The 6862-nt window shown below is 37.6% G+C and carries 2 protein-coding genes and 1 pseudogene; 1 reads left to right on the plus strand and 2 read right to left on the minus strand.

Features of this window, described 5'->3' with window-relative positions:
• Positions 1 to 2558, minus strand: a pseudogene (locus tag V7122_RS09015) (hypothetical protein); the annotation flags it as partial.
• 604 nt (positions 2559 to 3162) lie between these two features.
• Between V7122_RS09015 and V7122_RS09020 the strand changes: the two are divergent.
• Positions 3163 to 5715 (plus strand): Ig-like domain-containing protein, encoded by a 2553-nt coding sequence (locus V7122_RS09020; RefSeq protein ID WP_335526395.1) that lies wholly within the window; start codon positions 3163 to 3165, stop codon positions 5713 to 5715.
• 174 nt (positions 5716 to 5889) lie between these two features.
• On the opposite strand, the gene V7122_RS09025 is transcribed toward V7122_RS09020, so the two are convergent.
• Positions 5890 to 6324 carry a hypothetical protein gene (locus tag V7122_RS09025; protein ID WP_335526398.1) on the minus strand — a complete coding sequence of 145 codons (435 nt, stop codon included), beginning with the start codon at positions 6322 to 6324 and terminating at the stop codon, positions 5890 to 5892.
• Positions 6325 to 6862 lie beyond the last annotated feature (538 nt).

A 6862-nucleotide genomic window follows, 5' to 3' on the forward strand; every position in this document is an offset into this window, starting at 1 on the left:
TCAACTAAACCTTTGATTGCTGTATCTAACGCTGCATATGCTGCGTTGATGTCTTCTTGTGATGAATCTTCTGTTAATGCTTCAGCTGTTTCTTTTGCAGTATTTAATGCTCCTACTGTTTCTTCTGTGTAAACTGTTAGGTCATTTGGAATTGTTCCAAGTAACGTTTCTACATTTTCTAATGTGTAGTTTGTTACTGGATCTACATCCTTCTCAACTAAACCTTTGATTGCTGCATCTAACGCTGCATATGCTGCGTTGATGTCTTCTTGTGATGAATCTTCTGTTAATGCTTCAGCTGTTTCTTTTGCAGTATTTAATGCTCCTACTGTTTCTTCTGTGTAAACTGTTAGGTCATTTGGAATTGTTCCAAGTAACGTTTCTACATTTTCTAATGTGTAGTTTGTTGGCGGAGTTTGGTCCTCAGCTATAGTCATTTGTACATATTTTGCTCTTACATCTTTGGAAGTCGCTATTACAAATGCCTCTTTATATATTCCCGCTTTTGGGTTAGTGATTTTATCATCAGCAATAGTAACGGTGATAGCTTCTCCAGCATCAACTGATGTATTCAATAATATGATTAGATCATGGTAACCTTGGATATTACTATTTTGAATTGTAATTCTTGACATAATGTTTTCTGTATCTGTAGTACTCACACTGATATCGCTATCAGCTAACTTACTAATATTAAACTCTGACTCCTTGGATGAGATCACAACTTCGTCACCAGCAACTAGAGCAGTAGTCGGGGTAATAACAAACGTCCATTTTCCCTTACCATTTTCAGTAGCATCATCAGTACTAGCTGTAGCATTCTTTACTATTGTAGCTTCAGGATTTTCATCCGTTGGAGGTGTTACTGTCGATCCACCACCTCCTCCGCCACCACCAGAAACAGGCGGTGCCGTACTTGCTGGAGGATTATTCCCCACAGTAACTCCAGTAGATGTTTCTATTTTTCCGTTATTTTCGATTTGTACATCTCCAACAACACTAGCATCCTTCTTAACTTCTTTAATCTCCGTGTTTTCGCCAACTTTAATTGCAGCGTTTGCATTCATTACGTTAACAACTGTGCCGCTCATATCACCTTTAAGGATGATTTCCTGGCCTTTTTCCTGTGCAGCTAGGTTAAGAGCTTTAATAAGAGCACCTTTAGCAGCCTCAATGGTTGCTTGGGTTCTAATATCCATTTCACCAATAATGGCACCGGTAGCTACGTTTACTTGTGATCCTTCTCCTGTAACGGAAACTCTTGAATCAGAGAAATCCCCTTTTAATGTAAGGCCCTTTGATTCATCTGATCCAATTGAAGCTATTTCAAGACTGCCAAGTGCACCCTTTTGTTGGGCTTCAAGAGTGATCCCGCCGCTTTTACCAGCTGATTCGGAAACAGTTGCCGAGTGAATGGTGCCAGATGCTACTACAATGTTTGCTCCATTGGAATCATTAACACGTAGGTGGCTAGCGGAAACTTTTGTCATGTAAAGACTGTGTTCTGCTACATCGTCAACAATGATGGAACCGCCATAATTATTAACATAATTTACTTTTACATTTTCTAAATAAACTGTACCTGCGCCAGTTTGGTCGCCTTTAACAACGATATTTCCGTTTACTTCTGCATTTGCTAGTTTAATAAACTGACCTTTTCCAGCAGTAATGACAACTGTATTATCGAACTTTTGCACAGCTTGCACTGTTCCGCCGATAACAGTTGGAAAATTGATATTACTAGATTCCGCTTTCAATACATGAACGAGTTTCGTATAGTCGTTGTAAGAAACTTTATAATATTCCGATAGTTTTTTGTGGATTTTTGATCCTTCAACTAAATGTTTACCATTTAAACCATCAGCAAAAAGCATTTCAAGCCGGTCAGCATGGTAAATCGTTTTATCTGTGTCTTTGTCGGCCAAAGCCTTGTTAAGACGATCTAATTCAATTTTAATCGAAACCGGATAAAGTGCTAAATCTTTTGTTTTATAGGCTGGAACTTGAAATTTGTTAATGAAAGCATCACGTGTAGACTTTCCATATGCTTTGTACATGACTGGGGAGCGATCTTTAATCTCTCGAGTAAGGGCATGGTATGCTTTCTCAGTGGAGTCATCAATAATATTTTTAGACAATTTTTCTTGTAGTGCATCGCTTTTTGCTAGAATTCGCTTTCCAGCAGTCACTGCATCTATGAATCTGACAGCACGATCGTAGTGTGTTTTCACATTCTGATCAAGACGGGCTTTGAGTACTTCCTTTTGGTTACCCTTGGCACTACTTAAAGCCTTCTCAGCTTGAAACATTGCTGCTTTTGTATCATTAAATAATTTCATATTCGGGTAATCTAATACATTTTTCGGATAGGCAATTTTTCGGTGTTCAAAAGAAACTTCCCATTTTAAAGCATTTGCTAGATTTTCAGCATTTTTCACCAATGTTTCTACATTTGAACTTGCCTCTGTCTGTTGCGGATTCGCTGCTACAATTGAGCTAGCAAACATTGCTCCTGAAACCACTAATAACTTGCTAGTTTTAGATTTTTTAAAAGCCATTCTTTACCCTCCCAATATTAATTACTAAAATAAAACCGCTTAACTTTTCCCATATTTTTTGCATAAAAATGGTTCAATTTACCCATTACCACACATATCCAATAGTACCATTTCGTTTCCAACTAATCAAGGATAATAGGGGTAATTTTACCTATTTTGGAGAAACGTAGCGAAATTTGCTTTGAAGAGCTATTCAATCAAAACGGTGAAAAATATGTGGAATATTACAAAGGGAAAGATTGAGGTGAATTTAATGAAGACTATCATAATAAATTCATAATTCTATGCTATATCTTGGAAAGTCGTTCCTCCTTTTTAGTAGGCAAAATCCATTGTAATAGCTTGTTTACACAGGCAATAATAGCTAATCAGAAGGGTTTCCTTGGGATCTCCATTTAACTCTCTTAACCTTCTATTTCATGGGATAATATCTTCTTTCGTTTATCTTATAACATGCATCATGTACCCGCTTGAACAGCCATAAACATTACGTGCCTAAGCTCCATTTTTTTATTTATCTCCCCCACCATATCTCTTAAAATGGTACTATACCAATATAACCATTACCAAAAATCCCACTTTTTTGAATTAAGGAGAATAGCTAATGAGGAAACAGAGAGCACTGAAAGTAATGAGCGCTTCAATGATAGCAGGTTCTGCATTTGTCGCTTCTTCACCTGTTGAGGCCGCTACCGCCAGCAATGCTGACAAGCTTGTGAAGGAAGCAAAGGAATTAGGAACGATTTTAAAATGGGCAATCTCGATCGAAGGAAGTGCAGATGGAAAAACGCGCCCTATGGCTGCTTACAATGCAACTAAAGAAGCATATGATAAAGCTGTAAACGCCGTTAAAACACTGCCAACCGCTCAAAAGAATACATACATGGCTGATCTGGAAAAAAACGTAAAGGTCCATATCAACCGGACAATGTCGTATATTGATGCCCTTACAGCTGGAGAAAAGATTAAGGAGAAACAACAGGCGTTAGCCGCTCATTTAGATCGAAACTTAATAAATGACGACACCGAAAAAGCCTACCATGAACTGACAAGGGAAATCCGCAAACAAGCGCTGCTTTTGGACCGCGTGTACGGACAGACAACTAGAGAATTAATTCGTTCGCAATACAAATATTCAGCAGAGAAAATTCGCGATAACGCTATGTACGCCGTCACAGTAAAAATGGCAATCGACAAAGCTTCAAAAGCATTAACCGAAAAGGATAGCCTAACTGCTGAAAGATATATAAATGAGGCTAGAAAATACTTAAACTATGTAGAAAATTCAAGTATAAAAAACACGCTAAACAATCGCTTCAACTCGATTGCACAAACAACAGTCCCAACGATTATTAAAGTGACAGCTTCCGAACCAAAACGAATCAAAGTTGAATTTAATAGTAAAATGCTATCCGGAAATAGTACAAATAGTGCAGAAAATAAAGCCAATTACTCCGTTAATGGCAAAACTATTAAACAGGTAAAGCTATTCGATGATAAGAAAACGGCCATCATTGAATTGAATGAAACCCTTAATACTAATTCAAGCTATACCGTAACGATAAAAAAGAACATTCAAACGGAAAATAACACAGCCCTGGGTTCTGCGGATACCGTTACTTCCTTTGTATTTTTTGATAGCGGAAAACCTACTGTCAATTTTGTAACAGCCGATCCAAATGGTGGCCTTGAAATCAAATTTTCTGAATTAATCTCGGCAAGTTCACCTATTGCCATTTCGATAGAAGGAAAGACGGTTTCCTATTCTTCTATATATCAGGACACAGATACAGTCAGCGTGCCAAGTTCAGAAATGAAGCGACTTGGTTTACAAAAAGGGAATTTCTACTCCATTGTTTTTTCGGGTGCAAGGGACCTCGTTTCTCCGAATGCGTATACGATGGATACCTATAGCGGAAGATTCTTTTATAATGCAATGGCGGATTCCATGGCACCAGAGGTTCGAAGCATTCAAGCCAAGGATGAGAGAACTTTTACGATTGAATTTAGTGAACCATTAACAGATCTAGCTGCTGCGAATCTTGTCATTACGAAAGGGAGTACAACGATAAGACCTACATCTGTCAAGGATGTTTCCGGCGGACTAAAAACAAAGTACGAAATTGAACTTCCTGCAACGATTTACGCTGCCAATGAAGCATCTGCATTCTTAAATGTTCAAATAAAATCCTTTAAGGACACAGCAAATAATATGGGGAATACAACAGATCGTACCGTGACACTGACTAGAGATCTGACTCCACCGCAATTTGTAAGCATTAACTATGATGTTGCCAAAAATGAAATTCATGTTACTTTTAGCAAAACATTAAAAACTGGAACGCCAGTTATTAACAAAATGACTATGTATGATCCAGACAATCTTCCATTCAAGCCTGTCGTTAAACAAAATGTTGGAAATAAAATGATCATAGACGCGAAGAATTTAAGAGATGGATATTATATCATTAATGCCGATGCAGGAGTGGTAAAGGATACATCAACCGCCCAAAATGACAGTGAGCCATTCAGGGTATCTGTGACGAAAAAGGCGGATATTGTTAAACCAGAAGTGACGATCGTTCAAGGGGCAAATAACGGGCAATTTAAGGCTGTATTTAGCGAACCGGTTACAAAAGATTCTGCAGAGAATTCTGCAAACTATTTAATTAATGGATCGATCTTACCGGCAGGAACAACCTTTGATGTGAGCAACGACCAAAAACTAGTAACCATTACTTTGCCTGAAGGGGAAATTCAAACGACCAATATTTATACGATTGAAGTGAGAGGAGTAAAGGATTTATCCGATAATGAAATCAGCCTTCATCGAAGCAATGTTACAATTGTTGATAATACTCTACCTTTCTTGCAATCAGCAACGGTCAATAGCAATAAGCTCATTTTGACATTCTCTGAAAATATCGTGATTCCAAGCAACCAACAAATCAACCTGAAAAAATTAGTAGTTGATGGAACACATTTAAATGTGAATAGTTACTCAGTCGGGGTTATAAATGGAAACGAGTTAATTCTCACCCCTCGAAATGGGACTTCATTTACGGGCGCAACTATTGTGATTGAAACAGATTCAAATTCAAAGATTAGCGACCAAGCTGGGAACGCAACTAAAGATAGTGGTGCAACGATTCCTTAATTGATTGGATGTTTCTAATTCTTGATAAAAATCAAAGTCCTGTGGCTGTCTAAGGCCACAGGACTTATTACACTTATCGCTTTAACCCTGTTTGCTTAAAAGTTAAGTTGATAAAGGCTGACAGAATATATAAATAATGGGCGTCCTAGAAAAGCAGCCATGAGTTTTTACGTTTTATTCCTGGATACCTAAGACATCTGTAATGGTTACATTTGTCGTGGTACGAACAACCATAGGAAGCACTTCAATTCTTTTCGTTTCCCCAGGACTTAAGTAATCGCACTTTGCTTCTTCAAATCCTAGTGCATTTCCTCCTGCTACATCGAATCCATCTAATTGCAGCTTAACGACTACATTTGATACAGGTGTGCTGCTCGTGTTAATCACCTCTATTACCAGCTTTTCCAACGAACCTAGGGAAGTGAAACCTATAAATCTAGCACTAATGTTTAATGGAACCAAAACTTTAGTTTCTTCCATCTCATAACCTGCTTCAATTGGCACTGATTTAAGGAGTATTGATTCAATTGGTTTATCTTCTGCGGCAGACCAATACAAGCCATCTACATATTCATTAATTGCATATTCCAGCAGCCATTCTCTGAACATGCTCCCAATAATATAATGCAGTATGCCAAGCAAATAATAGACAGATACTTCTTCATGTTGTTTTGGTTCATCCTAGACTTACGTTTAAAAATCATGTTTATATCCACTTTAATCAAAAACTCCTATTTTACATCGACATGCTTAGCAATATTTTTAATGTTTTTTCATAGCGCCATCCTCTATAACCTTGCTAACTATTTAATTATTGGACCGATCTTAACCGTAAATACAACCCTTTTAGTGAGCAGCTATCAGAAACTACTGTGAATGAATATGCATTTCAAAATCAATGAACCCCTAATAAGCGAGCTGCTAATTTCGGGATTATTTGCTGATTCATAAGCTTTTACTAGAAATGCTCTTTCTCTTTCAATTCAAATTCAGTTCATAAGCCCTAGATCCTAATTTCTCTTTGTATTTTCGTTTCCTATACCTCCAATCAACCTTCCAGTCACGTTCGTTTCTTCAAAATCAATTCGTGCCCTTACAAACAATCGATTGTTTGATTAAACTATTTTCACCCCACCCTGTCCTTTCC

Source organism: Bacillus sp. JJ1532 (assembly GCF_036965085.1).
Taxonomy (GTDB): domain Bacteria; phylum Bacillota; class Bacilli; order Bacillales; family Cytobacillaceae; genus Cytobacillus.